Raw genomic sequence first — 25,624 nt, 5'->3', positions numbered from 1 at the left:
GCCCCCAGTCAGGTGTGACAGGGGTCACGCAAAAAACTGCGTGACGTTTTCCGCCCTGGCCCCGTCCTTACTTGTGAAGGCGCACAACGCGCCCTTGGAACCCTTTCCAGAGCAAACAAGGAGTGACGCAATGACTACCCAGGCGCAGAACCCCGCAGCAGTCCAGCAGAAGAAGGCAGCCACCGCACCCGGCCATGAACTGTCCCCCGCCAATGGCGCGGACGGCCGCGGACGCACCACGGTGGCCGACGGCGTGGTGGCAAAAATCGCCGGCATCGCCATCCAGGAGATTGACGGCGTGTACGCGCTGGGCGGTGGGGCAGCCCGCGCCATTGGCACCCTCCGCGAGAAGGTGGGCCAGAAGGACCTCACCCAGGGTGTCAGCGTGGAGGTCGGCCAGACCCAGGTGGCCGTGGATGTCACCCTGGTGGTCGAATACCCGCACCCCCTGCAGCAGGTGGCGGACCGGGCCCGCGATGCCGTCTACACGGCAGTGGAAGACCTGGTGGGCATGGAAGTCACCGAGGTCAACATCACCATCACCGATATCCATGTCCCGTCCGAGGGCGATGACGCGGACGACGCCGAGCGCGAACCGAGGGTCGCATGACCCCCGTCGTCGCCGGCACGGCCGCAGGGGCCGTGCTGGCTGTGGCCGCCCTCGCCTTCGGTTTCTGGGGCTTCCTGCTGACGGCCATCTTCATGGCCATCGGCGCGGTCCTGGGCCGGGCGGCCGAGGGGCAACTGGACCTCGGCGCCGTGCTGGACGCCCTGCGCGGCCGGCGCTCGTCGTCGTGACCCGCCGGGGCCATACCCGGATCGCCCCGGCTGCCCTGCGGCATACCTTGGAAGCCGTGGCCGCCGGCGCGTACGGCGTGCCCCGGGATGACGTTTCCGCCGCCCTCCGGGACGATGCCGGAAAACTCGGGGTCGATCTCCAGATGCGGCTCCCTGTTCCCCCGCTCCTGGCCGCGGCCCCGGCGGGAAGGGAGCAACACTCCACCTTCGAGCAGGCGAACATTGCCCGGCTGAGGATCGCCTTCGCCGGGCGGCGGATCACCGGGATGGACATTGGCCGGGTCAACATCCGGCTCACCGCGGCCCCACGGGCTGCCAAAGCAGCCCGCACGGACCGGGCACGGAAACAGGACGGGAGGCAGCCATGAACCAGGGCCGCATGCAAAAGCGGATGCTCCGGAGGGAGACGCACTCATCGCGCACCGGACTGTCCGTGGCCACGGCCGTGCTGCTGCTCGCCGGCTTCGTGTGGCTGGGGGCCGAGTGCGTCCTCGCGCTCCTGGGCCGCGGCCCGCTCGTGGCCGGCCCCGATGCCATGGCGAATGCCATAAGGGACCTGCCACAGGCGGTGCAACCGGCCGGGCTGACAGCAGCCGGCACCGCGGCGGCGGTACTTGGGGCAGTGCTTCTCGTGGCTGCGGTCAAGGGCGGCCGCCGGGGCCGGCGGACCATGCACAGCGAGCGCCTGGCGTTGGTGGTGGATGACGAAGCCATTGCCGCCGCCGTTTCACGCCAAGTGCGCCTGGCCGCCAACCTGGCGCCGGAGCAGGTGAGCACAACGGTGGGACGGCGCCGCGCGCACGTGTCGGTCCGGCCGACGTCGGGCCAGCCCCTTGACCGGGAAGCGCTCACCGAAGCGGCAGCCCGGGAAGTCGCTTCCTGCCGGCTGGCCAGGAACCTGGCAGCGGATGTGGCCATTGCCGCGGAAGGGGCAGTAGGACGATGAACAACACGAACAGGGCAATGAACAGGACCTTCCTGGCCCTTGCCGGATTGATCCTGGTCGGCGCTGGAATCCTGGTGGCGGCCGCCGGGCTGAGCGCGGACGTACGCACGGGCTGGACCGCCGTCGCCGGCAGCGCCTTGACGGCGTGGCAGGCCCTCCGGAACACCGCGCCGTCGCCGGAACCGCTGGGCAGCTGGTGGTCCTTGGCCGTGCCAGCGGTTCTGCTGCTGGCGGCACTCACCACCATTCTCTGGCTGGCCCGCCAAGGCGGCGGCCGGACCAGGACGGCGGCGCGGGAAGACGACCCGGAACTGGGGGCTACCGCAGTGGAGGTCTCCTACCTGGCAGCCGCCGTGGAGGCGGCGCTGGAAGGCAACCGGTCCGTCGTCGGCAGTTCCCTGACCGCGTGGCGCCGGCGCGGCTCCAAAAACGCCGCGCGCACCTCCCTGCGCCTGACCCTCCAGGCACGCCGCGGCGCCTCGCCGCGGGAGGTGGCGGACGTGGCCGAGGAACTGGTCCGCAGCATTGATGCACTGCTGGGCCATCACACCGACGTCCTGGTCCGAATAGGAACTGGAACCAGGACCACACTGGCCCGGGCACTGCGCGCGGGCTAGCACGAAACCGAACACGACAGAAAGGCACACCATCGTGGGACTCGACGACAAGCTCAACAACGCGGCAACCAACCACCTCGGCGCCGCCAAGGAAGGTGCCGGCAAGCTGACCGGCAACGAGGAGCTGGAACGTGAAGGCCAGCGGGACCAGGCGCAGGCGAAACTCCAGGAAGCGGGCGAGAAGGTCAAGGACGCAGCCAAGGGCATCGGCAGCAACCTCAAGGACGCTGCCGCCAAGGTCAAAGAAGGTTTCCGCAAAGACTAGCCAATCCCCGCGGCAGGCCCGCGGCACCGCCACGGCGGTCCGCGGACCTGCCTGCCGCGCGTGAGGCGTTCGCGCCGATAGTGAAAGCAGGGTTCGGTGACAGGTTCACCCTTGATGCGGGACCAGTTGGATCTGGTCCCCGATGCCATTTTGGTGGGCAGGGCGGCCGACGGCGACACGGCGGCCTTTGAAGCCCTCGCCCGGCGCTACGGCCCACACATGCGGGCCTCCGCGCGCAGGCTGACAGGTTCCTACGCGGACGCCGACGACGCCGTGCAGGAAGCGCTGGTCCAAGCGTGGAAGCAACTGGACACCCTGCGCGACCCGGCGGCCGTCAAAGGGTGGCTGCTGCGGCTGACCGGCAGCCGGAGCATCGATTTGCTGCGCCGCCGCAGGAACCACACCAGCCTGGCCGGCGGGGAGGACGACGCGCCGCCGGACACTGTCTCGCCCGGAGCCGGGCCCGAGACGACAGCGGTGGCCGGCGCCGGCATCGAATCGCTGAAGGCGGCCCTGGCCACCCTGCCCGAAGAGCAGCGGCGCTGCTGGATCCTGAAAGAGATCAACGGACAGAGCTACGAAGAAATTGCGCAAACCCTGAACATCAGCCCAGCCAGTGTCCGGGGGCGGCTTGCCCGTGCCAGGACTGCCTTGGTCCGCGAAATGGAGGATTGGCGATGAGCATGCCCCACGACACATTCGAGTGCGGCCACACACTTGAGGAACTCAGCATCTACCTGGACACGGGTGAATTCGCCGACCCGCACCACCTGGAATCCTGCCCGGAATGCCGCAACGGGCTCGACTCCCTCCGCCGGCTTTCCGCCGCCGGCAACGAGCTCTTTGCCAGCGACGTTGCCGCGGCCGGCAGTGGCACGGACGAGTGGATGAAGGACATCCTGGCGAACCTCGCCTTGGAACTGCGGCCCGGCAGGACCATCCCGCTGCGGTCCGACGACCCCGCCGACACGCTGTCCGAAACGGAAGGGGCCGTGCTTGCGCTGGTCCGGTCCGTGGCTGACAACCTGCCAGGGACAGTAGCCGGACGCGTAAAGCTCGACGGCGACGTCACCCTCCCCGGAGAGCCGGTGACGGTCCGCGCGGACCTCGCCGTGCTGTTCGGCCAACACCTCATGGACAGTGCGGCATCGCTGCGGCAGGATCTGGCCGAGGCGCTGGCCAGGCACACGGAATTGACCATTGCGGCCATCGACATCACCATCACCGACGTCATCGACGCCCCCCGGGAGGAACAGTGACCACACCATTGAAGAGCGTCGTCATATCGGTCGACGGCGTCACGGAAGTATTTCCCGCACGGAGCCTGTGGCAGCGCCTGCCGGCCCGGGCCGCGTCCGTACTGAACCCGCGGGCCGCGGAGCCGGAAAACGACGCCCTCGTGGACGTCCGTGACCAGGACGGCCGCACCGAGGTGACCGTGCGGGTAGGCGTCAGCTCGGAGGCCCGTACCCCGGATGTGGTCCGTGGTGTTGCCGCCGCGGTCCGGAAGCACTTTGCCCCGGCGGACGTTTCCGTGAAGGTCACGGTGGCGCGGATTGCGCCCGCAGGCCCGGTGGCGGCAGGAAGCCACGACGCCTAGGGACGTTCCCCCGCACGCCCCGGCCCTGTCACGACCGGTCCATACCGGCGGGTCCTTACCGGCGGCTCCATCCCCGCCGCTTCGTGCCGGAGCAGGACCGGCGTAGCATTCGTCAGGTAGGCGCAGCCGGCCCGGGAGGCATGAGTTGAACAGCGAGCGGAAACCACGTCGGTTCAGTCCCAGGTCCCTGGAACTGCCCGTCATCCAGGCGCCCATGGCGGGCGGGCCGTCCACTCCGGAGCTGGCGGTTGCGGTCAGCGCCGGCGGCGGCCTGGGTTTCCTGGCCGCCGGGTATAAGACGGCGGACGCGATGCGCGCCGACATTGACGCCGTCAGGGAACACACGGGCGCACCCTTCGGTGTCAACCTCTTTGTCCCCCAGCCCTCCGTCATCACTCCCGACGCCCTGCAGCGCTATGCCGCCTCGCTCGCCCCCGACGCCGAACGCTTCGGCGTCGAACTGGGGGATCCACGGCACGACGATGACGGCTGGGACAGGAAGCTCGAGGTCCTGCTGGACCTGGCACCGGCGGTGGTGTCCTTTACCTTCGATTTTCCCGGTGCAGACGTTGTGGATTCCCTGAAGAAACGCGGGGTGTACGTCATGGCCACGGTGACCGGCCGGGACGAGGCACTCCAGGCACTTACCCGGGGTGCGGATGCCCTCTGCGTCCAAGGGCCCGAGGCCGGCGGCCACCGCGGCACCTTCGACGCCGCCGGCGCCCCGCCGGAGGTGCCCCTGCACGGGATCCTCGAGGAGCTGTCCGACCTCGACGTGCCCCTGGTCGCGGCCGGCGGGATCACCACCGCGAACGAAACGCGGGCCGCCCTCAGCATCGGTGCAGCAGCCGTCCAGGCCGGCACGGCTTTCCTCCGTGCCGGCGAAGCCGGAACCAAACCGGCGCATCGGGCGGCACTGGCGTCCCCGGAGCATTTCACCACCACCGCCGTTACCCGTGCGTTTTCCGGCCGCAATGCCCGCGGGCTGTACAACGCGTTCATGCGCCGCCACGACGCCGATGCCCCCTACGGGTACCCGGAAATCCACCACCTCACCACTCCCCTGCGTGCCGCGGCTTCAGCCGCAGGGGATCCGGAAGGGCTGAACCTCTGGGCAGGCATCAACTACCGGACCACCACGGCGGGCCCGGCCGCGTCGATCCTGCGAAGCCTCGCGCCGTGAGGCCGGTCCGGCGTCGTCCTTCACCCACGGGTTAAGCACGACGGCGGGCCGGCCCCTTTCGGAGCCGGCCCGCCGCACGTGGTGGTGCTTTAGAGGGTGGCGGTATCGATCACGAACCGGTACCGGACATCCGAGGCGAGGACGCGCTCGTAGGCCTCGTTGATCTTCTCGGCCGGGATGACCTCGATCTCGGCGCCCAGGTGGTGCTCGGCGCAGAAGTTGAGCATCTCCTGGGTTTCACGGATCCCGCCGATCATGGAACCGGCGAAGGAGCGGCGCCCGCCGATCAGTGCGAAGGCGTTGACAGGAAGCGGCTCGGCCGGGGCACCGACGTTCACCAGCGCGCCGTCCAGCTTCAGGAGGCCCAGGTAGGAGCTGATGTCGATCGAGGCACTGACCGTGTTGATGATCAGGTCGAAGGATCCGGCGAGCTCGGAGAAGGTGTTCTCGTCGCTGGTCGCGTAGTAGTGGTCGGCGCCCAGCTTCAGGCCGTCTTCCTGCTTCTTCAGCGACTGCGACAGGACGGTCACTTCGGCGCCCATGGCGTGGGCGAGCTTGACGGCCATGTGGCCCAGCCCGCCGAGGCCGACGACGGCTACGTTCTTGCCGGGGCCGGCACCCCAGTGGCGCAGGGGCGAGTAGGTGGTGATGCCTGCGCACAGCAGCGGCGCGGCAACGTCGAGGTCGATGCCCTCAGGGATGGTCACCACGAAGTCCTCGGTCACCACGACGTGGGTGGAGTAGCCGCCCTGGGTGATGGTGCCATCGCGGTCAACGGCGCCATAGGTGCCCACGTTGCCCTTGAGGCAGTACTGCTCCTCGCCCTTCTGGCAGTTGACGCACTCCTTGCAGGAGTTGACCATGCAGCCAACACCCACGCGGTCGCCGACTGCATGCTTGGTGACGGCCGAGCCAACCTCGGTGACGATGCCGGCGATTTCGTGGCCGGGGACCAGCGGGTACTGCTGCGGGCCCCAGTCGCCGCGGACGGTGTGGATGTCCGAGTGGCAGATGCCGGCGAACTTGATTTCGATCATGACATCGTGCGGACCCACCTCGCGGCGTTCAATGGTGGTGGCCACCAGGTCCTCCGTTGCGGACGGGGATGCATAAGCCTTGACGGTAGTCATGGTTCTCCTCTGATCTGTTGGGGGATAACTCGATGCTACAAGGGCTTCCCTGGTGAAACCCTGTGTGTTGAGGCGGCCAGGGTGGCCCTGTTGTAACTGGTCTTGGGAGTCCTACCCTCGACGGCCTCCAGTCGGGGGCAGGACCGTGGTCACGGGCGCAGGAGCACCTTGATGGCCCGGCGTTCGTCCATGGCCTTGTACGCCTCCGCTGCCTGTTCCAGGGGAAGTTCAAGGTCAAACACCTTGCCGGGATTGATCTCGCCGCGGAGGATCCGGTCGATCAGCTCGGGCAGGTACTGCCTGACCGGGGCAGGGCCGCCGTGCAGGTGGACGTGCGAGTAGAAGAGGTCCCGGCCGGGCAGCGCCACATCATGGGAGACGCCCACGAACCCTACGTGGCCTCCGGCGCGGGTGGCGTGGATGGCCTGCAGCATCGATTCCTGGGTGCCCACGGCCTCGATAACCGAGTGTGCGCCGAGCCCGCCCGTGAGTTCCTTGATCTTTTTCACGCCAGCGTCACCACGTTCTTCGACAATGTCGGTGGCACCGAACTCGCGGGCCAGTGCCTGCCGGTCCGCATGCCTGGACATGGCGATGATCTTCCCGGCGCCCATCTGCTTGGCTGCCAGGATCCCCAAGAGCCCCACCGCGCCGTCACCCACGACCGCTACAGTCTTGCCAGGGCCCACCTCGGCTGCTTTGGCGGCGAACCATCCGGTGCCCAGCACATCGGAGGCAGCAAGCAAGGATGGAATGTGTGCGTCGTCGGGCATTTCCGGGGTAGCCACCAGGGTGCCGTCCGCCAGCGGGACGCGCAGGTATTCGGCCTGGGCGCCGCCCACGCCCTGGCGGTGGACGCAGCCGCTTTGGTAGCCGGAACGGCAGATCTCACAGGTGTTGTCCGAGGCGAAGAAGGACCCCACGACGAATTGGCCCGGTTGGACGTTCTTCACGTCGGCGCCGATTTCTTCGACGATGCCCACGTACTCGTGGCCCATGGGCTGCGGCCGGGCCAGCTTGTCGGCGCCTCGGTAGGGCCACAAATCGGACCCGCACACGCAGGCGGCAACGAGCTTGATGACCGCGTCCGTGGGCCGCTGGACGGCTGGTTTGTCACGGTCCTCGACGCGGACGTCTCCGGGGGCGTGCATGATGGTTGCGCGCATGCTGGGTCCTCCAAATGCTGAACGGCTGAAAGCGGACAAGTACATCAAACCCGCAGCGCCGGCAGTTGGCGAGGGTCTTGCCGAAACTGGTTTTGGCAGACCCTCCTTACGGTTCGCGGAATCGTCGTAACGTGGTCCCTATGGATAACCGAGCCGAGGTACGGCAGTTCCTCTCCTCCCGCCGTGGACGCATCACCCCCGAGCAGGCAGGCATTGAACCGTACGGCGGCCGGCGCCGGGTCCCGGGGCTGCGGCGCGAGGAGGTAGCCCGGCTGGCGGGCGTCAGCGTGGACTACTACACGCGCCTGGAACGGGGCAACCTCAATGGCGTCTCGGACAGCGTCCTGGATGCCATTGCCGGCGCCCTGGAACTGGACCGGGCCGAACACGACCACCTCTATGACCTGGCACGGACAGCCAACACCTCGGGACGCAAGCGGGCTGCGGGCGCCGGCGGTTCCGCGTCCACGGCGGTGCGGCCGGAGCTGCAGTACCTCCTGGACACCATCACGGGGGCACCGGCCTTTATTGGCAACAACCGTTTGGACATCGTGGCTGCCAACACCCTGGGCTATGCGCTCTATTCGGACATGTACCGCACTCCGTCGCGGCCGGCCAACCACTCGCGGTTCATCTTCCTGGACCCCCGAGCCCACAACTTCTACACGGACTGGGAGCGGGCAGCGAACACCAACGTGGCCATCCTCCGCCGCGAGGCCGGCCGCAATCCGCATGACAAGGGGATCGCGGAACTCATCGGCGAACTGTCCATGCGCAGCGACGAATTCCGCAGCCTGTGGGCCGCGCACAACGTCCGGCGCCACTACGCGGGCACCAAGTTCTTCCAGCACCCGGTGGTGGGGCTCCTTGAGCTGAACTACCAGGTCCTCGGGCTGGAGGAGGACCCCGGACATACCCTCACCGTGTATCCGGCCACCCCCGGCAGCCCCTCCGAGGAAGCCCTCAAGCTCCTTGCGTCCTGGGCGGTCACCGAGAATATTGCCGGCTTGGCCCAGGGCCGCGTGCGGGCCTGACACCGGGCCACCGTTCCATCCTCAGTCAACAGAAAGCCGGTGACCTGTCCGTGCGTGACCTAAGAGCGGATCCGTTCGTCATTGAAGGGCTTGAACGGCTCAGCCGTGAGGCCTTTGGTCCCGCCGGGTTTGCCCGCGGGACTGAGGAAGTGGTGCAAGTGCTGGTCCACCGGGGCTCCAGTACCCTGGGCCACGGCTGTGCCCGTACCGGCGGCAAACTTCGTGACCTTGCGGATGGCAAGGAAGAGTTCTCCTACGAGGCGCTGATCGTATGGCTGGACGAATACCGCAGCCGGGCCTACGAACCGGGTATCGGAACCTGGACCTCGGCGGAGGTCCATGTTTACCCTGACCGCCCCGGAGTGGTGGAGCTCTTTGATGAGGAACTTCTCAAGAAGACGGACGACGGCCGGTGGCACCCCGGCGCGGAACCGGCTGGTGCGTCCATCTGGGCACGCCAACTCCTGGCCTACCCCCGGACGGCGGACTGCATCCCTGACTGGATGTGGGCCATCTTCACTGCGGAAGGGGTAGACCCGCCGCTCTACAATCCGGAGTTCGGGGCGGTCGACTGGAACAACAGGCGCCGGCCGGTGGAACGTTGGGGGACGGATCCCGGTGCACGGCCGGCCGTCATCGACCCTGCGCTGGAACCGGGGTTCTTCCAGGGCCTCGGCAGGAGGCTTTTCCGCGCCTGACGACGGGCCTTCGCGGACGTCCAGTCACATTAACGTCCGTTGCGGTTCATGGCGCCGGGTTGCCTGCTTTGTCTCCAGGATGGCGCCATAAGTAGCGCCATTTCGCCGCGTTGAGCGTCCGTTGCGTGGTGCTGGCCAAGATCCCACAGGCCGTGTTTAGGTGTTTCCACGGCACCGGCCAAGCCGTACGCACCACCTGAGGCATCAGCGCAAAAACACGCACCCAGCGCCGTTCAGGCGCCACCAACCTCCCACGCCCACCCGGGCACCCATCCCGGGTGCCGTCGTCGTACCCGGAATCTTCCCGAAAGGAACACCATGTCCTTCCCAGCATCCCCGCCCCGCCCCGGCCCCGCTCGGACGTTTACCCGCCGCCGCGCCCTGGGCGCCCTCCTGGCCCTGCCTGCCGCGGGGCTGCTCTCAGCCTGCGGCGGTGCCGCCACCGCGGGCGGCGAACGCATCAGCCAGTCATCCCTTGGACCGCTGGCCGCCTCCGTCCCGGCCGGGACCACCATCACGGTGGGAGATCCCAGCATCAAAGTGGCCTTGGAACTGTCCGGCCTGATCAAGGACCTGGACGGCTTTACGGTGGAATTCGCCAACATCTCCGGCGGCCCGCAGACCACCGAGGCCTTCCGCGCCAACGCCCTGGACGTCGGGTCAGTGGCGGACATTCCGCCCATCCACGCCACCTGGACCGGGCTGGACGTCCGCATCATCGCCGCCGGCTACCGGCAGGACGCGGTGAACCACCCCATCTACGAGCTCGGTGTGGCGCCGGGAGCCGGCATCCGCAAGCTCGAGGAGCTGCGCGGGAAGAAAGTGGCCTACTCCCCGGGCCAGGCACAGGGCGCCCTGGTGCTGCGCATCCTGGACAAAGCCGGCCTCAAGCAGGAAGACGTCAAGCTCGTGGAGCTCCCCAGCACCGGGGACGCCTACGCCACGGCGCTGGCCAGCAAGCAGGTGGACGCGGCTCCGCTGGGCGGCGTCCAGATCAAGCGCTACCTGGCCAAGTACAAGGCCGACGGCGCCAGCACCCTCCGCCACGGGCTGCGCGATGATCCCAGCCTCCTCTACTCCCCCGCCAAAGTCCTGGCCGATCCCGCCAAGGCTGCCGCCCTTGCCGGCTACGCGAAGGTCTGGGGCAAGGCGCAGCGCTGGATCGAGGACCACCCGGCCGAGTGGCTGGAGGGCTACTACGTCAAGGACCAGGGCCTGTCCCGTGAGGATGGCCAGTACCTGATCGACGCCACCGGCAAACGCGACCTGCCCACCACGTGGACCGACGCGATCGCCCGGCACCAGGAAACCATCGACCTGCTGGCGCGCGAGCAGAAGAAGCCGCAGTTGACGGCGGCAGATCTTTACGACACCCGCTTCGAGGCCATCGCCGGCACGGCGTTCGCCTCCGCCGCCAAGGCTGGCGCGGCATGAGCGCGGTCCTGGACCGTCCCGTCGTCGCACCGCACCAGGACCCGGCGCAGGCTGGCCGGCCAGACGTGCGGCCCACAGGCAGGAGGCTCGGGCCCGGACGACGACGGCGGCTCGCCTGGGTGGGCCCGTCCGCTTTGCTGCTGCTGTGGACAGCTGCTTCCGCCACCGGGGCTCTGGACCCGCGCATCCTCTCCGAACCCTGGACCGTCGTGGCCGCCGCCGGTGAGCTCATCGCCGACGGCCGGCTCCAGGAGAACCTGGCGATCTCCGCCCAGCGCGCCGGCCTGGGACTGTTCTTCGGCATCCTGGTGGGAGCGGTGCTGGCCCTGCTGTCCGGGCTGAGCCGGATCGGTGAAGCACTCATCGACGGGCCGGTGCAGATCAAGCGCGCCATCCCCGGCCTGGCCCTGATCCCACTGCTCATCCTGTGGTTCGGCATCGACGAGACCATGAAGGTCCTCACCATCACCCTGGGCGTCTTTGTCCCCGTCTACCTGCAGACCCATGCCGGGCTGCGCGGCATCGACCTGCGGTTCGTCGAACTTGCCCAGACGGTGGGCCTGGGCCGGGCCGGCTTCATCCGCAAGGTGGTCCTCCCCGGAGCCCTGCCCGGTTTCTTCCTGGGCCTGCGCTTCGCGGTGACCGGCGCCTGGGTGTCCCTGGTGGTGGTGGAACAGATCAACGCCACCAGCGGGATCGGCTACATGATGGAGCTCGCCCGCACCTACGGCCAGACCAACATCATCATCCTGGGCCTTGCCGTCTACGGCATCCTTGGCCTCCTCTCCGACGGCATTGTCCGTTTCATCGAACGAAAGGCCCTCTCATGGCAGCGCACCCTGGCGGGCTGACCGCCCTCGCCCCCTCCCCCGCCGGCACTAAGTCCGGCGCCGCTGTTTCAGTCCGCGGGCTCATCCGCAGCTTCGGTACCAAGAGTGTCCTGGACGGTGTGGACCTGGACATCGCGCCCGGCGAGTTCGTGGCCCTGCTCGGACCCAGCGGCTGCGGCAAGAGCACGCTGCTGCGCGCCCTCGCCGGGCTGGACCACGACGTCCGCGGCAGCGGCGTGATCAGCGTCCCGGACCGCGTCTCCGTGGTCTTCCAGGACTCCCGGCTGCTGCCGTGGGACAGCGTGCTGGGCAATGTCACCCTGGGCGTCCGGGAGCACGACGCCGGGGCCCGGGCCCGCAAGGCCCTCGCGGAAGTGGGGCTCGCCGGACGTGAAAAAGCATGGCCGCACCAACTCTCCGGCGGCGAACAGCAGCGTGTGGCGCTGGCCCGTTCACTGGTCCGCGAACCCCAGCTGCTGCTGGCCGACGAGCCGTTCGGCGCCCTGGACGCGCTGACCCGGATCAGGATGCACGGACTGCTACAGGACCTGGTGGCAGCACATCGTCCCGCCGTCCTGCTGGTCACGCACGACGTGGACGAGGCCATTGCGCTTGCTGACCGGATCGTGGTCCTGGACCAGGGCCGGATCGCCACGGTCCGGCCCGTGCCGGAACCCATCCGCACCTCCGCAGACGCCGCCGGACACGAGGCCCTCCGCCGCGATCTCCTGGCCGCACTCGGCGTCGAAGCAACGGCGGGCCACTGACCCCGGTGGCTGCGCCTGCCGAAACCCACGCCCCTTCCCTCCATCCAGCAAGGAAACAGCCATGACTGCCAACAACCAGCCCACCGACCGCCAGCTTCACCTCAACGCCTTCCTGATGAGCACTGGCCACCACGAAGCATCCTGGCGGTTGCCGGAAAGCGACCCGCACGCGGGCACGAACATTGGGCACTACCAAAAGCTCGCCCAAACAGCCGAGCGCGGCAAGCTCGATTCGATCTTCTTTGCCGACTCCCCCGTCCTGTTCGGCGAGGTGGGCCGCCGCCCGGGCGGCAAGCTGGAGCCCACGGTGCTGCTCACGGCCATCGCGGGCGCCACCGAACGCATCGGGCTGATCGCCACCGCCTCCACCACCTACAACGAGCCGTTCAACCTGGCCCGCCGTTTCGCCTCGGTGGACTGGGCCAGCGGCGGCCGCGCCGGCTGGAACGTGGTAACCACAGCCGGCCCCGACGCCGCCCGGAACTTCGGCGTGGACGATCAGCCCGCCCACGCCGTCCGGTACGAGCGTGCCGCCGAATTCATCGAGGTGGCGCAGAAACTCTGGGACAGCTGGCAGGACGACGCCGTGCTGGCAGACAAGGCCGGCGGCGTATGGGGCGACGCGGACAAGATCCGCACCATCGACCACCAGGGCACGCACTTCAAAGTCCGCGGCCCCCTCAATGTTCCCCGGTCGCCGCAGGGCCATCCCTTGGTTGTCCAGGCCGGTTCGTCCGAGGACGGCAAGGACCTCGCCGCCCGTTATGCGGATGCCGTCTTCACCGCACACCAGACCCTGGCCGACGCGCAGGACTTCTACCGCGACCTCAAGGCCCGCACCGCAGCCGCCGGGCGCGACCCGGAAACCATCAAGATCCTGCCGGGCATTGTCCCGGTCATCGGTGCCACCGAGGAGCAGGCCCTGGAGCTGGAGCGCGAACTGGACCGGCTGATCAAGCCGGAGTACGCCCGGATCCAGCTGGCCAGGACCCTCCGCGTGGACCCGGAGGACCTGCCCCTGGACCGCCAACTGCCGGCCAACCTGCCCAGCGAGGATGAGATCGAGGGGGCCAAGAGCCGCTACACCTTGATCGTGCAAATGGCCCGCCGCGAGCAGCTCACGGTGAGGCAGCTGATCGGCCGGCTGGGCGGCGGCCGCGGACACCGCACCTTCACCGGCACGCCCGAGCAGGTGGCAGACGCCATCCAGGAATGGTTCGACGGCGGCGCGGCGGACGGCTTCAACATCATGCCGCCGGTGCTCCCCTCCGGGCTGGAAACCTTTGTGGACCAGGTGGTGCCCATCCTCCAGGAGCGCGGACTGTTCCGCACCGAGTACACCGGACGGACCCTGCGGGAGCACTATGGGTTGGCGCGTCCGGAGAACCGGTACGCCGGAGCTGCCGCCCCTGAACTGGCCTCGATCGGTTCGGCGTTTTGATGGGCAGGCAGCGGCGGCGTTTGCGGCAGCAACTGTGTGATACCGAAGCATGACGGGGGTACTCCCTAGACTGGCAGGTGGACATTGCGCCAGGACTAACGAAGGAGTGCAGGATGAGTGGAGTAGTGGTTGTAGGCGTGGACGCGAGCCCGTCGGCACGGAAGGCAGCGGAAGTGGCCTTGGGCCTGGCGGAATCGCTGGGAGCATCACTGCATGTGGTGACCGGGTTTGAAAGCGAAACCGCCGAAACTTTCGGCGTGGGTTCGGACAAGGTCAGGATTTCCAATGCGGACAGCTCGGAGATCGTGGCGAAGGACCTGGCCAACTCCCGGCCCGGGGTGGAGGTCACCCACTTCGCTGCCCGGGGCAAGCCCGCCGATTCCCTGATCAAGGAAGCGATCCGCCTGGACGCCCGGTTGATCGTGGTGGGTAACCGCAGGATGCGCGGCATCGGCCGGCTCCTGGGCAGTGTCGCCAACAGCGTGGCGCACAACGCCCCGTGCGATGTCTACATCGCCAACACCTACGACGACTGACCCTTCCCCGCGACGAGGAGAGCGGACGGCGCCGGATTCTTCCGGCGTCGTCCGCTCTTTTTCCTGTCCGGGACGGGAGCTAGGCCCCGTATTCCTCGTCAGTGACGTGGTCGAGCCAGGTGACCACCTGGCCGTCCGCATCAGCTTCCTGCATGGCCACGTGCGCCATGAACCGCTCGGGGGTGGCCCCGTGCCAGTGTTCCTCGCCGGGCTCGATGTAGACGACGTCGCCCGGACGGATTTCCTGGACCTCGCCGCCGCGGCGGGCCACCAGCCCGATGCCGTCGGTGACGTAGAGGGTCTGGCCCTTCGGGTGGTGGTGCCACGCGGTGCGGGCACCCGGGGCGAAACGGACATGGGCGCAGCCGATGGCCGACTGTTCATCGGGATTGCGGATCCCGTCGATCTGCACCGTCCCCGTGAACCATTCCTTTGGCCCGGCGCCGGTCTGGCCGCCGCTCTTGGTGAACTTCATGGTCTCCTCCTGTTGATTCGGTTGGCTGGAAATCTGTTGGTCACGCCATCCGGTGCGTGGCCTTGGCAGTCACGAAGGCCAGGACGCCGGCGGCGGACAGGACCGTTGCGCTGGCAACGAAGGTGCCGCCGTAACCGGCGGAGTCGAACAGGAGGCCGCCCAGGGTTGAGCCAATGGCGATCGAGGTCTGGACTACGGCCACCATCAAGCCGCCGCCTGCCTCGGCGTCGTGCGGCATGGCCTCGGCGACCCAGCTCCACCAGCCCACCGGCGCGGCCGTTGACAGCAAGCCCCACAAACCCAAAAGAACCACGACGGCGGCGAACCAGCCGCCCGCCGGCACGAGCAGCGCCGCAATGACGGCCATGAGCGCGGGAATGGTGGCGAGCGTCCGGTACAGGCGTTTCCCCAGGAACCGGCCGATCAGCATGGTGCCGGCAAAGCCTGCCACGCCCAGCACCAGCAGGACCAAGGAAACCGTAGCCGCATCAACCCGCGTCACCCGTTCCAGGAACGGGCGGATGTAGGTGAACAGGACGAACTGTCCCATGAAGAAGGACCCGCATGCGGCCATGCCCCAGGCCACCTGGCGGTTCTTGAACGCGGCGAAGATCGCCAGGATGCTTCCCGCTTCCCGCGGCTTGTCCACCGACATGGACGGAAGGCTGAACCACTGCCAGGCCAAAGCAACGGCGGCCAGTGGAACCAGGCAGAAGAAGGCTGCCCGCCAGCCCATGACGGCGCCCAGCCAGCTGCCCAGCGGGGCGGCCAGGACGGTGGCGAGGGCATTGCCGCCATTGAAGATCGCCAGGGCGCGCGGCACCTGGTGGGGCGGGACCAGCCGCATGGCGGTGGCCGCGGAAAGGGACCAGAATCCCCCGATCACCACGCCGATGAGGGCGCGGCCGATCATGAAGAGCAGGTATCCCGGCGCCAGGGCCACCAGTGCCCCGGAGACCGCCATCAACGCCGTGAGGCCCAGCAGCAGGGCCTTGCGGTTAAGGCTGCCGGCCAGGCGGGAGACGGACAGGCTGGTGAGGACCGCGAACAGGCCGGAGACCGCGATGCCCTGCCCCACCATCCCTTCGGAGACCTGGAGGTCCGCTGCCATTGGTGTGAGCAGGCTGACCGGCATGAACTCCGAGGCGATCAGGGCGAAGACGCACAGCGACATCGCAAAGACGCCTCCCCAGTGGGCCTGGCGATGCTCGCTGCCAGAGGTTTGTTGCGGCGCGCCGGTACTGATGGTTGTGGTTTCGGGAGACATACAGTCCATCAAAGCGTGGTCCCGAAGCCCTAGCGAGGGCCCTGCTGAAACGGGTCTTGGCAGACCCCCTTTAGCGCGGCAGTGCAGCCGACGGAATGTCCCTGCGTCGTATGCCTCGTGGTTCCGGCGGCCGGGGCTTGTAGACCCAGGCCACCAGCACCACGGAGATGAGCATCAGCAGGAACCAGGCCACGAGTTTCTCCTGGCCCACCGGATGCCAGCCTGCGGCCTGGCTGGGGTAGAGCCAGGCCCCGGACCAGGTGGCAATGTTCTCGGCGATCCAGATGAACAGTGCCACCAGCAGGAAGGAAACCACCAGCGGCATGCGGAACTCCTTGCGGAAGACACGGAAGTGCATCACGCAGCGGCCATAGACAACCACGACGGCGGCCAGCAGCACCCAGCGCAGGTCCCAGATGTAGTGGTGGGTGAAGAAGTTGGCGTAGATGGCGCCGGCGAGGATGGCAGTGATCCAGCGCCTCGGGTAGGCAGCGAACCTGAGGTCGAAGAGCCGGTAGACACGCACCATGTACGAGCCCACGGCGGCATACATGAAGCCGCTGAAGAGCGGTACAGCCCCGATCCGGAGGACGCCCTCGGCCTCGTAGGACCAGGAGCCGACGTCCGTCTTGAACAGTTCCATCACGGTCCCCACCAGGTGGAACAGGACGATGACGCGCAGCTCCTTCAGGGTTTCCAGTTTGAACGCGACCATGAGGACCTGGATGACGACGGCGGCGAGCGTCAGGAAGTCGTTCCGCGCCAGCACCGCATCGTCCGGGTACCACAGCCGGGCGGCCATGAGCACGGCCAGGAGCGCGGCTCCGAAGATGCAGGCCCAGCCCTGCTTGAGGCCGAAAACGGCGAACTCGGTGAGCCGTGCCTTGGCGCCGCGGGCCGGGGCCGTGGCCAGGAAGCGGCGGGCGTAGTCGTCGATCCTCTGCTCGACGGGGGTGGAACTACGCACGGCTCCCCTGGCGCTGCTGCAGCCGGCCGTTCCCGTGCAGGTCCTTGTCGAGCTCGCCCAGGCAGTAGTCCTTGAACCAGTGCCGGGTTCCCCGTGGAAGTTTGGGGTAGGCCACCGCCAGGACGCGCATGGTCAGGTTGAAGCGCCGCTCGTGACGGTCGCTCCAGGCGAGGCCGAAGTCCTTCCGCAGCTGGCCTGGCAGCAGCCCGGCGGTCAGGAAGCGTGCCGAGGGCATCATGGCCCGGTACCAGAAGGCGGTGTTTTCCGGGTACAGCAGGCCACGGCCAACCTGGGCGCCTTCGGCTTCCACCCGCAGGGCGGCGAGCTGCTCCTGCCAGTAGCGGCCGAACGCTGCCCGGTCCGCGGGCCACATGGCCGGCGGGACCTGCAGCGCCGTACCGAGCCGTGCATAGTCCCGATACATGGCGTCCGCGGCGGCTTCATCGAGCGGGCCGTAGATCTTCTCAATGACGGTGAGCGCTGTGTCGTAGAGCGTGGCCGCCACCCAAAGCTGCAGCGCGGGATCGAAGGCGCTGTACCCGGCGGACGATTCGTCGGGAATGCGCCGCACGGGGGCATGGGCCCGGTTCACCCTGCGGCGCACCTCATGCACCTGCTCATCGGTTCCGTACACGACGGCGTAAACATAGGTGAGCGTGCCCTTGAGCCGGTTGACGGGACGCTCGGTGAAGATGCTGTGTGCCGCCACCCCGCGGCCGATGGCGGGATTGGCAAGCTGCAGCAGGATGGCCCGTCCCGCCCCGGCGAGCAGGATGCCTTCCGCCCGGTAATCGGCCACTTCCTGCACCATGTGAAAAGGGTACCGGAGGGGCAGGACGGCAGGGCGGGGCGTTGGTCCCCCATTGGCCGGGCGCCCCCCTGCCAACAGCGTCCGGCTAGTGCTGCACCGGCCGCAGCGAGGTGATCATCTTCCTGATATCCGAATACTCGGACGTGCCCCGGTACTTCCGGGCGAGGTCCAGGTACGGGAGCGACGGGTCCCCTGGCGTCGCGTTGTTGTTGGGGTCGTAGGACGCCCCGAACATGGCAGCGTTTGGGGGCCACCTGAAGAACTGGAAGATGGGGCACGCGTCCGGTCCGCTGGCCGCGGGGCCCGAGGTGATGCCGTAACCGGCAGCCGGGGTGCTGTACAGGCCGGGGGTCGGGGCATTCGCACGGGATTCGAACACGAACTGCGGCACCTCTCCGCCCTGGACAAGCGCCGGGACGTCCACCGTGTCCAGGATTTCGTAGGGGTACCTTTCGGTGCAGGTGGATCCGGTGGCCATGTTGGTCCTCAGCGTGGCCATTATCTTTCCGGCCTGGTTCCGGACCTCGGCGAATGCCCCGCCACCCTCGGCCAGTTCACCCGCAGGGTCCTTGACGCGCCAGTCGGCGGGAAGGTCGAACGCCATGCTGCCATCCGCCGTCGTAAACGTGGTCCAGGCCGCCGCGGCGGAACTGACCGCGGGAGCGCCGGGCGCTGTTTCTGCGGGCGGTGAGGACGGAACGTCCGACGGCGTCGGCGGGGCGGGCGCTCCGGTCGCCGCTGCGGAGGCAACAGCGGAGGACCGCGAGGGCTGTGGACTTGCCGGCTGCGGAGAGCAGCCCGCCAGCAGCACCATCACGAGGGCGGCTGCCGCGAGGGACGGTTCAAACCTGCGCACCACACCTCCCCGGGCCCGACGATGACCCTTCAAGTGTGGCGCCGAATTCCCTGGCAGAGGAGGGCCAATGGACCTGCCCTTCCCCCGCCAGGAACCAGCGTTACCGCTCCAGCAGCGACACGTCCCGGACGGCACCCTTGTCCGCCGAGAGGGCCATGGCGGCGTAGGCGCGCAGGGCAGCGGAAACCTGGCGGTCCCGGTCCTTGGGCTTGTAACCGCCGTTGACCTCCAGCTTCTCGCGGCGCTCGGCCAGGACCTCGTCAGAGACCTCCAGCTGCATGGAGCGCTGCGTGATGTCGATGCTGATGATGTCGCCGTCCTCCACCAGGGCGATGGCGCCGCCGGAGGCAGCCTCCGGCGAAATGTGGCCGATCGACAGGCCGGACGTGCCGCCGGAGAAACGGCCGTCGGTGATGAGGGCGCACTTCTTGCCCAGGCCGCGGCCCTTGAGGAACGACGTTGGGTAGAGCATTTCCTGCATGCCGGGACCGCCGCGGGGGCCTTCGTAGCGGATGACCACCACGTCGCCTTCCTTGACGGTCTTGTTCAGGATCTTCTCCACGGCTTCATCCTGGGATTCGCACACCACGGCCGGGCCGGAGAAGACCCAGATGGACTCGTCAACGCCTGCGGTCTTCACCACGGCGCCGTCGACGGCCACATTGCCGTGGAGCACGGCCAGGCCGCCGTCCTTGGAGTACGCGTGCTCCACGGAGCGGATGCAGCCTTCCGCCGCGTCCGTGTCCAGGGAAGTCCACTCGTTCGACTGCGAGAACGCGGTGGAGGAGCGGACGCCGCCGGGGGCCGCGTGCCAGAGTGCCTTCGCTTCTTCGGTGGCCTTTCCGCCGCGGATGTCCCAGTCATCCAGCCAGCCGTCCAGGTCATTGGAGTGGACGGAGTGGACGTCCTTGTGCAGGAGTCCGCCGCGGTTCAGCTCGCCCAGCAGGGCCGGGATGCCGCCGGCACGGTGCACGTCCTCCATGTAGTAGGTCTTGTCCTTGGCGACGTTGGGTGCCACCTTGGCCAGGCAGGGCACCTGGCGGGATTTGGCGTCCATCTCGGCCAGGCCGTAGTCCACGCCCGCCTCCTGGGCGGCGGCCAGCAGGTGCAGGATGGTGTTGGTGGAGCCGCCCATGGAGATGTCCAGGGCCATGGCGTTGTCGAAGGCCTTGGCGGTGGCGATCGAGCGCGGCAGCACGGACTCGTCGTCGCCGTCGTAATAGCGCTTGACCAGCTCGACGACGGTGGCGCCGGCCTTCTCGTATAGCGCCTTGCGGGCGGTATGGGTGGCCAGTACGGAGCCGTTGCCCGGCAGGGACAGGCCGATGGCCTCGGTGAGGCAGTTCATCGAGTTGGCGGTGAACATGCCGGAGCAGGAACCGCAGGTGGGGCAGGCATTCTCTTCGATGAGGTTGATGTCGGCATCCGAGATGGACTCGTCCACGGCGTCGGCAATCGCGTTCACCAGGTCCAGTGACCGGACGGAGCCGTCGGTCAGGGTCACGCGGCCGGCTTCCATCGGGCCGCCCGAGACGAAGACCACGGGGATGTTCAGGCGCAGGGCCGCCATGAGCATGCCCGGGGTGATCTTGTCGCAGTTGGAGATGCAGACCAGGGCGTCGGCGCAGTGCGCGTTGACCATGTACTCCACGGAATCGGCGATCAGGTCGCGGGACGGCAGCGAGTACAGCATGCCGCTGTGGCCCATTGCGATGCCGTCATCCACGGCAATGGTGTTGAACTCGCGCGGCACGGCACCGGCGGCGAGGATCGCATCGGAGACGATCCTGCCCACGGGGGCAAGGTGGGTATGGCCGGGGACGAATTCGGTGAAAGAGTTGGCCACGGCGATGATCGGCTTGCCGATATCCGCGTTGGCGACGCCGGAGGCGCGCAGCAGTGCGCGGGCTCCGGCCATGTTGCGGCCGTGGGTGACAGTTTTAGAGCGAAGTGCAGGCATGCTTACCATCCTGCGGGCATGGCCCTCCATACGGAAGACGCTCTTACTACTAGTAGCAGGAGTACCAGAGTAATAGTATTTTCTGGTGACTGAACCAGGGCGCCGCAAAGAACTCGGCCTCTTCCTCCGCGCCCGCCGGGACCAGGCGCTCCGGGCGGATTACGGCCTGCCGCCGATCGGCCGGGCGCGCGACCGGGGACTGCGCCGCGAAGAGGTGGCGTTCCTTTCCGGCGTCAGCGTCACCTGGTACACATGGCTGGAGCAGGGCAGGGACATCAGCCCGTCCCGGCAGGTGCTGGAGGCGGTCAGCCGGGCCCTGCATCTCTCGGCAACCGGCGTGGGCTACGTCCTGTCCTTGGGCGGTTACGCAGCAGCGGCCCCTGCCGGCCCCGCAGCCGATTCCGCCCCGCCCCATATCCAGCGCCTGCTCGATGCACTGGACCCCAATCCGAGCTTCGCGCTGTTTCCGGACTGGGGCGTGGCCGGCTGGAACACGGCCTATGCCGCCCTGTTTCCGAACATCGCCACGGTGGCCCCGGCGGACCGCAACCTCCTCTGGCTGGTGTTCACCGATCCCTACGTCCGCAACCTCCTGCCGGACTGGGAAACCACCAGCAAGCGGTTCCTTGCCGAATTCCGCGCCGAAGCCGGGCAGCGGCTCGGTGATCCGGACATCCAGTACCAGGTGGAACGGCTGAAGGAAGCCAGCCCGGAATTCCGGCAGGGCTGGGACCTGTACGACATCCTGGGCTTCGAATCCCGCGAGCGCCTTTTCCACCACCCGGCCGTGGGTGTGCTCCAGTTGGAACACCACCAGGTGTCCCCGTCCGACCGGCCGGACCTCCACATCGTGGTGTATACCCCTGCACCGGGCAGCGACGCGGCCGCGCAGATGCGGTCCCTGCTGGCTCGAAGCGGCTAGGAAGCCGCGTCGCCCAGGTACGCGAGGGCCGCGGCAGCCTGCGCCTGCGTAGCCACCCGCAGGGTGGGATCCACGGCGGGCAGGAAGAACGGTGAGTGGTTGGCTGGAATATCGGTGTCCACGGCGCCCGTTGCCACCGCCTGCCGGTAGGTTTCCCGAGGCACCGACCCGACAACCCAGTACACGTACGGGGCCCCGAAAGCGTCGGGAATGCGGCTGAAATCCTCCGACGCAGTCTGCGGGGCGGTGCGGTAGACGGCGTCGGCACCGAACGTCGTGGTGAAGGCCGCTGTGACCCTGGCGTTGGCCCCGGGATCGTTGCTGGTCAGCGGGTATTGGTCGTAGTACTCGAACTCCGGTTCCTGAGGCGAGCCGGCCGCGACGCACTCTCCGCGCACAATCCGCTCGATGGCGGCGAGCATCTGGCTCCGGACGGCCATGCTGTAGGTACGGAGGTTGAGCAGCAGTTCCGCCCGGTCCGGGATGATGTTGGCCGTGGCACCGGCGGTCACCGAGCCGATGGTCAGCACCGCAAACTCCCCCGGGCGCGTTTCACGGGACACCACGGTCTGCAGGCGGAGGATGATCGAGGCAGCCAGCACCACCGGATCGACCGACTTGTGCGGCATGGATCCGTGCGCACCCCGGCCGTGCACGGTGATGCGCACCGAATCGCCGGCCGACAGCACGGGACCCGGCGTGGTGCCGATGGTTCCCGCCTCGGTGGGCATGACGTGCTGGGCCAGCGCAATGTCCGGCCGCGGGATTCCGGCGGCCAGGCCGTCGTCGAGCATTGCCCGGGACCCCGCCGCCGTCTCCTCCGCCGGCTGGAACAAGGCAACGTAGGTGCCCTGCCAAGTGTCCCGGTGGCCAGCCAGATACTTTGCCGCGCCGAGCATTGCCACCACGTGCATGTCGTGCGCGCAGGCGTGCATCACCCCTGGAACGGCGGAGGCGTACGTCGCACCGGTGGCCTCGGCGACGGGGAGGGCGTCCATGTCCGCCCGGGCCAGGACGCAGGAACCGGCGCCGTTGGCGAGAACGCCCACGACGCCGGTGCGGCCAAAGTGCCGGACGTCAAAGCCCCAGCCGGCCAGCAGGTCCGCTGCCGCGGCGGACGTTGCGTGTTCGGCAAGGCCAAGCTCGGGGTTCCGGTGGAATTGCTCGTACAGGGGAATCTGCCAGGCGAGTTCCTGCCCGATGCTGTCCGTAAGGTTGGCCATGAGGTCCATGCGGGCACTCCTCCCGGCCGGCGGCCCCGGCCCTTTCGGCCACTCTAGGCCAGCACCCCCTGCCGCACCACGGCCGGCTGGAATTGTGCACCCGCGCCCGGGAATACCGGCACGTCAATCCGCGCGTGGGTGTGGACCTCCGTGACCGTGGCCTTGGTGTGCCGGGCAATCTGTTCCATGGTGGCGACCCACATGCCGTCCATCGCCTTCACCCGCTCAATCAGCTGTTCAAGGGCCACGGCCTTGGAGGGCCGGCCGGAGATGAACGGATGGTTGGTCAGGACGAAGCAGCTGCCCTGGGAGTGGTGCGCCTCGGCCTCGAGGGTCCACATTTCCAGGACCTTGGCCGGGCTTTCGATGACGCCGCTGCCGGTCACGCCGGGGTAGAAGGCGTACTGCTCCCAGTCATCAAGGGTCCAGTCCACGGGGATCTCCACGATGTCCCGGGGATCATCGGCGGCGACGGCGAAGCGGTAGGGGGCATCGCCGTCGAGCAGGCTGGAATCGTAGAGGAAGCCGCGGTCCGCGAGGAGGCCCGGGGAATGCCAGTTCAGTTCCCACCACGGTGCCCGGTACCCCACCGGCCGGACCCCGGCCACCTTCGCCAGGGCTTCGAGGCCGCGGTCAAGGTAGCCGGCCTCGGTGGCGGCGTCGATGCCCTGCATCGGTTCGTGCAGGTAGCCGTGGTGGCCAACCTCATGCCCGCCGTCGACGATCCGCCGGACCACGTCCGGGTAGGACTCGGCGGTGAAGCCCGGGATGAAGAAGGTGGCTTTGATGTCCTGGCGCTCAAGGATTTTCAGGAGCCGCGGTACGGCGACTTTGGGACCGTACGACTGGTGGGTCATCAGCGACATGCGCCGGGTGGAGCTGGGGTCGTGGGCGATCGTGCAGGACTCCGCGTCCACGTCGAAGGTGAAGGAGGCTGCGGCTTTGGCGCCGTCGGGCCAGGTGACCGGATGCAGGGCGTCCGCGATGGCGGGCTGGTTCACGGGAAATCCTTTCGGCGGGCGCAGGGCGCCCGCCAGGTGTTGGGGGATGGGAAGCTGTGCGGCCTAGCGGGCGGGCAGGACAGGGGCGGCGTCCGTTTCCTTGCCGCCTGCTCCGGGGGCGGGGCTCACGGCGGTGACCGTCCGGGGCTTCACTGCGAGGTACCGGATGTGCTGCCGTGGCCCGAGGATGGCGTACACCCCGGCGCTGGTCAGTCCGCCGGCCAGCCAGGACAGGTCCCAGCCGCCCAGGGCCACCGCGATGGGGCCCTGCATGATGGGGATCAGGCCGTACATGAAGAGCCAGGTTGCGACGATCCCGGCCACCAGGGAGATGACACCGGCCCAGTTGACGCCGGGCAGCCGCTTGGTGCCCACGGCGTCGAACAGGCGCTCCGGCTCGCCCGGCCAGCGCTTGTCCAGCCAGAAGTAGTGCACCAGCATGATGCCGCCCCAGGCGGCCACCCAGGCCACCAGGCCGATCAGCCAGGCGTCGAGCACCGCGGCGAAGTCCTCCTGGAAGATGAAGAAGACGACGGCGGCGAGCGAGAAGACGCCGACGAACAGGTTGAGCTTGCGGCGGCTGATGGAGATATCCAGTGCCTGGGTCGCGACCGAGAACGTGTAGATGTTGAGGATATTGGTGGCGATGGGGCCGTGGAGCACCATGAGCAGCACCGGCAGAGCCATGGCGCCGAAGTTGAGGACGATCAGCTTGCCGGGGTCGATCTCCCCGGAGTTGGTAGCCAGGCTGGCGCCCAAGACACCCAGCCAGACCACAGGAATGAACTGGCCCAGGACCGAGGCCAGGTAGACCTTCTTCTTGGGGACGCTGGTGCTGACGAACCGGGAGTAGTCCGCGGCGTAGGTGAACCAGGTGATACCCCAGCCAATGCCGATGGCAGTCATGACGGCGCTCATGGCGGCGATCCGTTCCGAGCCTTCCAGGATGGCGCCGGCCGGTCCGGCGTAGCCCCAGTCGATGTCCATGCCGAACCAGGCGACGGCGGACATGACGGCCAGGATGAGGATGGTTGGCGGTACCGTCCATTTTTCGAAGGCCGCGATGGCTTTGTAGCCGAACCAGGCGATAGCGACCTGCAGGGCCATGATGAAGGTGGCGACGCCGATCTTCCAGGCGTAGTTGGGGGCTTCAGGGTCAACCCAGCCGAGGGTTCCGAAGAGTGCCATGACCAGGTCGAGGATGATCCAGGTGTTCACCGCGCACCAGCCGATGACCAGCAGGGCCTGGATGGCGGCCGGCAGGTAATTGCCGCGGCGGCCGAAAGCGGCCCGGGCCAGGACCATGCCGGTGGCTCCGGTCTTTTGGCCCAGGAGGACGAAGCAGCCAAAGAGGAGCATGCCGATCAGGTTGCCCAGGACCAGGACGGTGACGGTGTCCGCCAGGCCGAGTCCCAGCTGGATACCGAGTGCCCCCAGCACCCAGTTGATGGGAGCCAGGTTGGCGCCCGCCCAGATCCAGAACTGGCCGGATACCTTGCGTGTGCGCGCTGATTCGGGGATGGGCTGCAGCCAGGCTTCGTGGTCCACGACGTTGTGGTCCTGGCCGGCAGGGGCCGCGTGCCCGTGCGTTGCTGGTGAAAGCTTTTCTTGCATGGGGGCCTCCGTGAGGTGGATAAGTACTCAAAGGCTATGTGGCCCCCATCACAAGGAACAAGATACAATCTGTCGAACAGATT

30 protein-coding genes are annotated in these 25,624 nt (G+C 68.0%); 19 read left to right on the top strand and 11 right to left on the bottom strand.

The annotated features are described in order from the left end of the window. Positions 1–130: 130 nt before the first annotated feature. The 10 genes from C563_RS0105325 to C563_RS0105280 all read left to right on the top strand — a co-directional run bounded on the left by C563_RS0105325 (position 131) and on the right by C563_RS0105280 (position 5,409). A complete protein-coding gene (locus tag C563_RS0105325) occupies positions 131–610 on the top strand; it encodes an Asp23/Gls24 family envelope stress response protein (protein WP_018761007.1) in 480 nt (159 codons plus the stop codon). Beyond that, positions 607–798 carry a DUF2273 domain-containing protein gene (locus tag C563_RS0105320; protein WP_018761006.1) on the top strand — a complete coding sequence of 64 codons (192 nt, stop codon included), beginning with the start codon at positions 607–609 and terminating at the stop codon, positions 796–798. The genes C563_RS0105325 and C563_RS0105320 overlap by 4 nt, the downstream gene beginning before the upstream one ends. Continuing rightward, the gene (locus C563_RS0105315; protein WP_018761005.1) at positions 795–1,166 is read left to right on the top strand and encodes a hypothetical protein; all 372 of its coding nucleotides are present in this window, start codon (positions 795–797) and stop codon (positions 1,164–1,166) included. Before C563_RS0105320 ends, C563_RS0105315 begins: the two co-directional genes overlap by 4 nt. Further along, positions 1,163–1,744, top strand: a complete 582-nt coding sequence (locus C563_RS0105310) for a hypothetical protein (protein ID WP_018761004.1) — start codon at positions 1,163–1,165, stop codon at positions 1,742–1,744. Before C563_RS0105315 ends, C563_RS0105310 begins: the two co-directional genes overlap by 4 nt. Then, positions 1,741–2,361 (top strand): hypothetical protein, encoded by a 621-nt coding sequence (locus C563_RS0105305; RefSeq protein WP_018761003.1) that lies wholly within the window; start codon positions 1,741–1,743, stop codon positions 2,359–2,361. The genes C563_RS0105310 and C563_RS0105305 overlap by 4 nt, the downstream gene beginning before the upstream one ends. Positions 2,362–2,395: 34 nt before the next feature. Continuing rightward, positions 2,396–2,626: a CsbD family protein gene (locus C563_RS0105300; RefSeq protein WP_018761002.1), complete on the top strand. Its 231-nt coding sequence runs from the start codon at positions 2,396–2,398 to the stop codon at positions 2,624–2,626. A 114-nt stretch (positions 2,627–2,740) separates the two neighbouring features. Then, positions 2,741–3,307 carry an RNA polymerase sigma factor gene (locus tag C563_RS0105295; RefSeq protein WP_018761001.1) on the top strand — a complete coding sequence of 189 codons (567 nt, stop codon included), beginning with the start codon at positions 2,741–2,743 and terminating at the stop codon, positions 3,305–3,307. A gap of 2 nt (positions 3,308–3,309) precedes the next feature. After that, on the top strand, positions 3,310–3,885 hold the full coding sequence (locus C563_RS0105290; RefSeq protein WP_231369846.1) for an Asp23/Gls24 family envelope stress response protein: 576 nt from the start codon (positions 3,310–3,312) through the stop codon (positions 3,883–3,885). After that, on the top strand, positions 3,882–4,226 hold the full coding sequence (locus C563_RS0105285) for a hypothetical protein (protein WP_018760999.1): 345 nt from the start codon (positions 3,882–3,884) through the stop codon (positions 4,224–4,226). Before C563_RS0105290 ends, C563_RS0105285 begins: the two co-directional genes overlap by 4 nt. Positions 4,227–4,371: 145 nt before the next feature. Further along, positions 4,372–5,409 carry a nitronate monooxygenase gene (locus C563_RS0105280; RefSeq protein ID WP_026264386.1) on the top strand — a complete coding sequence of 346 codons (1,038 nt, stop codon included), beginning with the start codon at positions 4,372–4,374 and terminating at the stop codon, positions 5,407–5,409. A gap of 89 nt (positions 5,410–5,498) precedes the next feature. Here the strand turns inward: C563_RS0105280 and C563_RS0105275 are convergent, their stop codons facing one another. Then, entirely contained in the window at positions 5,499–6,539 is a 1,041-nt protein-coding gene (locus tag C563_RS0105275) for an NAD(P)-dependent alcohol dehydrogenase (protein WP_018760997.1), read from the bottom strand. A gap of 149 nt (positions 6,540–6,688) precedes the next feature. Continuing rightward, positions 6,689–7,705 (bottom strand): zinc-dependent alcohol dehydrogenase family protein, encoded by a 1,017-nt coding sequence (locus C563_RS0105270; RefSeq protein WP_018760996.1) that lies wholly within the window; start codon positions 7,703–7,705, stop codon positions 6,689–6,691. Positions 7,706–7,845: 140 nt separating this feature from the next. Here C563_RS0105270 and C563_RS0105265 point away from each other — a divergent pair, with 140 nt between their 5' ends. The 7 genes from C563_RS0105265 to C563_RS0105230 all read left to right on the top strand — a co-directional run bounded on the left by C563_RS0105265 (position 7,846) and on the right by C563_RS0105230 (position 14,445). Then, positions 7,846–8,739 (top strand): helix-turn-helix transcriptional regulator, encoded by an 894-nt coding sequence (locus C563_RS0105265; RefSeq protein ID WP_018760995.1) that lies wholly within the window; start codon positions 7,846–7,848, stop codon positions 8,737–8,739. Positions 8,740–8,789: 50 nt separating this feature from the next. After that, complete coding sequence (locus C563_RS22750) at positions 8,790–9,437, top strand: hypothetical protein (protein WP_231369845.1); 648 nt, start codon at positions 8,790–8,792, stop codon at positions 9,435–9,437. 318 nt (positions 9,438–9,755) lie between these two features. Then, the gene (locus C563_RS0105250; RefSeq protein ID WP_018760992.1) at positions 9,756–10,871 is read left to right on the top strand and encodes an ABC transporter substrate-binding protein; all 1,116 of its coding nucleotides are present in this window, start codon (positions 9,756–9,758) and stop codon (positions 10,869–10,871) included. Then, on the top strand, positions 10,868–11,722 hold the full coding sequence (locus C563_RS0105245; protein WP_026264384.1) for an ABC transporter permease: 855 nt from the start codon (positions 10,868–10,870) through the stop codon (positions 11,720–11,722). Before C563_RS0105250 ends, C563_RS0105245 begins: the two co-directional genes overlap by 4 nt. Then, the gene (locus tag C563_RS0105240) at positions 11,698–12,468 is read left to right on the top strand and encodes an ABC transporter ATP-binding protein (RefSeq protein WP_018760990.1); all 771 of its coding nucleotides are present in this window, start codon (positions 11,698–11,700) and stop codon (positions 12,466–12,468) included. The genes C563_RS0105245 and C563_RS0105240 overlap by 25 nt, the downstream gene beginning before the upstream one ends. A gap of 61 nt (positions 12,469–12,529) precedes the next feature. Further along, positions 12,530–13,909, top strand: coding sequence for an LLM class flavin-dependent oxidoreductase (locus tag C563_RS0105235; RefSeq protein ID WP_018760989.1), 1,380 nt, complete (start codon positions 12,530–12,532; stop codon positions 13,907–13,909). 113 nt (positions 13,910–14,022) lie between these two features. Further along, on the top strand, positions 14,023–14,445 hold the full coding sequence (locus C563_RS0105230; protein WP_026264383.1) for a universal stress protein: 423 nt from the start codon (positions 14,023–14,025) through the stop codon (positions 14,443–14,445). Positions 14,446–14,524: 79 nt separating this feature from the next. Here C563_RS0105230 and C563_RS0105225 read toward each other — a convergent pair whose 3' ends face one another. The 5 genes from C563_RS0105225 to C563_RS0105205 all read right to left on the bottom strand — a co-directional run bounded on the left by C563_RS0105225 (position 14,525) and on the right by C563_RS0105205 (position 18,569). Next, entirely contained in the window at positions 14,525–14,920 is a 396-nt protein-coding gene (locus tag C563_RS0105225; protein WP_018760987.1) for a (R)-mandelonitrile lyase, read from the bottom strand. 40 nt (positions 14,921–14,960) lie between these two features. Then, the gene (locus C563_RS0105220) at positions 14,961–16,187 is read right to left on the bottom strand and encodes an MFS transporter (protein WP_043423766.1); all 1,227 of its coding nucleotides are present in this window, start codon (positions 16,185–16,187) and stop codon (positions 14,961–14,963) included. Positions 16,188–16,257: 70 nt separating this feature from the next. Continuing rightward, entirely contained in the window at positions 16,258–17,154 is an 897-nt protein-coding gene (locus C563_RS0105215; RefSeq protein WP_018760985.1) for a DUF817 domain-containing protein, read from the bottom strand. Further along, the gene (locus C563_RS0105210; protein WP_018760984.1) at positions 17,147–17,965 is read right to left on the bottom strand and encodes an oxygenase MpaB family protein; all 819 of its coding nucleotides are present in this window, start codon (positions 17,963–17,965) and stop codon (positions 17,147–17,149) included. The genes C563_RS0105215 and C563_RS0105210 overlap by 8 nt, the downstream gene beginning before the upstream one ends. Before the next feature lie 85 nt (positions 17,966–18,050). Beyond that, positions 18,051–18,569 (bottom strand): hypothetical protein, encoded by a 519-nt coding sequence (locus C563_RS0105205; RefSeq protein WP_231369844.1) that lies wholly within the window; start codon positions 18,567–18,569, stop codon positions 18,051–18,053. On the opposite strand from C563_RS0105205, the gene C563_RS22745 reads away from it, so the two are divergent. Further along, the gene (locus C563_RS22745; RefSeq protein WP_231369843.1) at positions 18,568–18,846 is read left to right on the top strand and encodes a hypothetical protein; all 279 of its coding nucleotides are present in this window, start codon (positions 18,568–18,570) and stop codon (positions 18,844–18,846) included. The two genes, C563_RS0105205 and C563_RS22745, sit on opposite strands and share 2 nt — an antisense overlap. Positions 18,847–18,921: 75 nt before the next feature. Here the strand turns inward: C563_RS22745 and ilvD are convergent, their stop codons facing one another. Continuing rightward, positions 18,922–20,781, bottom strand: coding sequence for a dihydroxy-acid dehydratase (gene ilvD, locus C563_RS0105200; protein WP_018760982.1), 1,860 nt, complete (start codon positions 20,779–20,781; stop codon positions 18,922–18,924). A gap of 85 nt (positions 20,782–20,866) precedes the next feature. Between ilvD and C563_RS0105195 the strand changes: the two genes are divergently transcribed. Continuing rightward, the gene (locus C563_RS0105195) at positions 20,867–21,703 is read left to right on the top strand and encodes a helix-turn-helix transcriptional regulator (RefSeq protein WP_018760981.1); all 837 of its coding nucleotides are present in this window, start codon (positions 20,867–20,869) and stop codon (positions 21,701–21,703) included. Here C563_RS0105195 and C563_RS0105190 read toward each other — a convergent pair. The 3 genes from C563_RS0105190 to C563_RS0105180 form a co-directional block, all read right to left on the bottom strand. After that, positions 21,700–22,935, bottom strand: coding sequence for an amidohydrolase (locus C563_RS0105190; RefSeq protein ID WP_018760980.1), 1,236 nt, complete (start codon positions 22,933–22,935; stop codon positions 21,700–21,702). The genes C563_RS0105195 and C563_RS0105190 overlap by 4 nt on opposite strands. Before the next feature lie 44 nt (positions 22,936–22,979). Further along, positions 22,980–23,927 carry a polysaccharide deacetylase family protein gene (locus tag C563_RS0105185; protein ID WP_018760979.1) on the bottom strand — a complete coding sequence of 316 codons (948 nt, stop codon included), beginning with the start codon at positions 23,925–23,927 and terminating at the stop codon, positions 22,980–22,982. Between the two features lie 63 nt (positions 23,928–23,990). Beyond that, the gene (locus tag C563_RS0105180) at positions 23,991–25,541 is read right to left on the bottom strand and encodes a purine-cytosine permease family protein (protein ID WP_018760978.1); all 1,551 of its coding nucleotides are present in this window, start codon (positions 25,539–25,541) and stop codon (positions 23,991–23,993) included. Positions 25,542–25,624: the final 83 nt, after the last annotated feature.

Source organism: Arthrobacter sp. 135MFCol5.1, assembly GCF_000374865.1.
Classification (GTDB): domain Bacteria; phylum Actinomycetota; class Actinomycetes; order Actinomycetales; family Micrococcaceae; genus Arthrobacter.
Note: the sequence above shows the minus strand (reverse complement) of the source record. Positions and strands in the feature narration are given on the sequence as shown.